The organism is Xenorhabdus sp. PR6a, assembly GCF_028599065.1.
Taxonomy (GTDB): domain Bacteria; phylum Pseudomonadota; class Gammaproteobacteria; order Enterobacterales; family Enterobacteriaceae; genus Xenorhabdus; species Xenorhabdus doucetiae.
In genome coordinates this window covers 1-2,932 of the sequence record NZ_JAQRFJ010000125.1, presented here as the reverse complement: position 1 = coordinate 2,932, position 2,932 = coordinate 1, and the positions used below count along the sequence as shown (strand labels likewise).

The window sequence follows — 2,932 nt, the reverse complement described above, 5'->3', positions numbered from 1 at the left end:
CTTTCAGGGTATTATGCAGAGGGTGCATAACTGAGAGGGTGAAAAAGATTTTTAGGGGGTATCTTCTGGCAGGCAAATAAAAGCCGGAGGAATCTAAGAAGATAAATCTAGTGCATCAATTTGTTTTTTTATTAGGCTACTATCTGAAATTTAAATTAGGTAATTATCTGATTTTATTTAAGAAGAGAGGTTAATCACAATTTTTCTGGCGATCTTTTATTCATGCTGGAATAGATAAGCATTACTGTTATATCCTGTTTAATTGATGCTGTAATGAGCATCCATTGAAAACCAGATTACAGGAGACAGGAATGTCATATCTCATTTACTTGTCATTAAAGGGCAAGAAACAAGGCTTAATCTCGGCGGGCTGTTCAACCCCCGAATCTATCGGTAACCGCTATCAGGCCGGGCGGGAAGATGAAATACAGGTATTACATATCAGACATGGAATGACACGCGATCAGAACGTCAATCACCTTCCGGTCAGCTTTACCAAACCCATTGATAAATCTTCCCCGTTGCTGGGGTTGGCGATAGACAAGAACGAGTTGCTGGATGCCCTTTTTAAGTGTTACCGCGTAAACCTTGCCGGACAATTGGAATTTTTCTATGAGATCAAACTGACAGGTGCCACCATTGTTGATTTTTCCTGCCACTATCCGCATTCGATAGATGACAATGACCAGATCCCGTATGAAACAGTGCAGCTTGATTATAAGTCGATATCATTCACGCACCGCGCAGCAGGGACAACAGGCTATGCGATATCTCAATTGCAGGGACGTGAAGAGGAAAGGCCGTTGCTTTCGGGGTTTTCGTCTATTCTGCCTTTAACCGAAACGATTGCAGCTTTGTTTAGCCATCAGTTCAAGCTAAAAAATCAGCATAACGGTGATAACTGCCAACATATTGCATATGGAGTGAAAACAAATAAGGGACTGGTAGAAGGTAAGAGTCAATCATTGGGTTTAACAAAGCAATTTGATACAAAACAAGAAGAAAATATAAACGTAGAGTATTTATATCAAACAAAGATGGGAATTTAATTATGGGAATTTTATCAACTAAAACCGTTAAAGGTGGTAAGGTTACAGAGATAGAAATGGATATTTTCATGTTAAATGAAATTCCTGATGCAATGGATAAAATGGGATGGGAAGTTGCTCCAAAGCTAATGAGGCACTGGTTTGGAACAAAACCTGCATTTGGTTTCAAAAATGATGAAATGAAAAATCAGTTTATGAAAGAAGATGCTACGCTTATTCCTAAAGAACGAGTGAATGATTCAATTGTAAAGATGGAATGGGCGATGAATTATCAGCCAGTAAGAAGAGGCTTTTATTCTTTAAAGTCTAAATGGGCATCTCCAAGAGGAATTGATTTATTAAGATCTAGATTAAAAAATAGCGAAAGAATAGGTTATTCTGATTCAGCCATTGAATTAGATACATACGCTCAAGTTAACGTAAAATCAATAGGTTCGATGGCAGACACTATTAATGATTATTACGGAGCAATAGGAAAGGCCAATTTAAAATTAGCAGTAAGAGGATATGTTGATAAAATAGATTCAAAAGATGTGTTTATCACTGAAATGCTCGGATTCTATATAAAAGATAGTTATGATTTTATGACAGTCGGTGAACCACTTGGAGTTTGGAGTAGAGATGGTGTTCTTGATAAAGTTAAGACTGTGATATTTTATGGCTTTTATGATAAAAATCTGTGGAAGGATTTAGTTACAGGTGGTTATTCAAAATATGTATCTGTTTCTAACGATGATTTCAGAGCATGGCAAAATAAGCATAATGAAGGAGGCGATTTTATTGTTTTCTCTGACGTCCTATGGACGCCGCCGCAGCCAGAACACCGGATTATTTATCTATGAAAATACTAAAGAGTATAAAATATATTTTTTATACATTAGTAATGTTTTTTTTATTATGGTGGTTTTTTCTATCTCATGTCACCTTCTTAAAGGAAGGCGACATGGTTAAGGCTATTAATTCTAATGATAATTTTTTTGCAAAATATTATGAGCCATACCCTACTAATTTATTTGGATTATATATCTCATTGACAGAGTCACAACCTGTTTTTGTTGTATTATATAATAAAGATAACAATTATATAGGGCAAAGCTCTCCTTTTAATATGGTAGGTAAATATACATTCATTGATACGGTCAGTTTTCTACCAAAAAAGGAATATAAAAAACCATTAGATCATAGCTACTTCATTGTTATTGAAGGTGAAGATGATGCTTATGATATAGACATAAACCACAAAAAATGGTGGAGTAAAATACTGCAATATTTCCATTAACTGAATGAAAATTTTTGTAAATATTCTGTCCTCACGTTTTCGCAAGTTTAGCCTCTGAATGTCAGGGGCTTTTTTATCATTTTTCATGATGTTAAATAGTGTTTTAAGCAGAATAACCAACCACAAAACACCATGAAAAAGCTACTTGAATTACGCCAGCAAAAGACAACCCTCACTGAACAAATGCGTTCATTGCTTACCAAAGCCGAAAACGAAAAGTGCTCATCCAACAATTGGGGATGAGTAACCAAGATGCGGAATGGCTGTCTTCCCGCCGTTTCACCATTGACGATATCGCCCGGATGTTCAATGTCAGCCCGATCTTTCTGCAAGAGTACTCGAACAGCACCTACAGTAACTTTAGCGAAGCCTCACGCGCCTTTCTGACGATCACTATGCGCCCGTGGCTCGCCAACTTTGAACAGCAAATCAAAGCGGCCTTGCTGATGGCCTCACCGAAACGGGGCATTCGTTACCAAGTCGAGTTTGATACAGCCGACTTACTGCGCGCTAACCCACGGGAACGCTTCCAGAGTTATGAGACGGCGATTAAGTCGGGGGTGATGTCACCGAATGAAGCCCGTGAACGCGAGGGCTTATCGCC

At 37.9% G+C, this 2,932-nt stretch carries 2 protein-coding genes and 3 pseudogenes; all 5 read left to right on the top strand.

What is annotated here, in order from left to right:
• Window positions 1-311: 311 nt before the first annotated feature.
• Window positions 312-770, top strand: a pseudogene (locus PSI15_RS17470) (Hcp family type VI secretion system effector); the annotation flags it as partial.
• Window positions 771-1,051: 281 nt separating this feature from the next.
• Entirely contained in the window at window positions 1,052-1,891 is an 840-nt protein-coding gene (locus PSI15_RS17465) for a DUF6402 family protein (protein WP_273584628.1), read from the top strand.
• Complete coding sequence (locus PSI15_RS17460; protein ID WP_337928946.1) at window positions 1,849-2,328, top strand: DUF6201 family protein; 480 nt, start codon at window positions 1,849-1,851, stop codon at window positions 2,326-2,328. Before PSI15_RS17465 ends, PSI15_RS17460 begins: the two co-directional genes overlap by 43 nt.
• A gap of 132 nt (window positions 2,329-2,460) precedes the next feature.
• Window positions 2,461-2,559, top strand: a pseudogene (locus tag PSI15_RS17455) (hypothetical protein); the annotation flags it as partial.
• Window positions 2,556-2,932: pseudogene (locus tag PSI15_RS17450) on the top strand (phage portal protein); the annotation flags it as partial. The pseudogenes PSI15_RS17455 and PSI15_RS17450, both read left to right, overlap by 4 nt.

Coding starts and splice junctions, on each gene's coding strand:
- PSI15_RS17460 (WP_337928946.1), top strand. CDS start 1,849: ATGGACGCCGCCGCAGCCAGAACACCGGATTATTTATCTATGAAAATA.
- PSI15_RS17465 (WP_273584628.1), top strand. CDS start 1,052: ATGGGAATTTTATCAACTAAAACCGTTAAAGGTGGTAAGGTTACAGAG.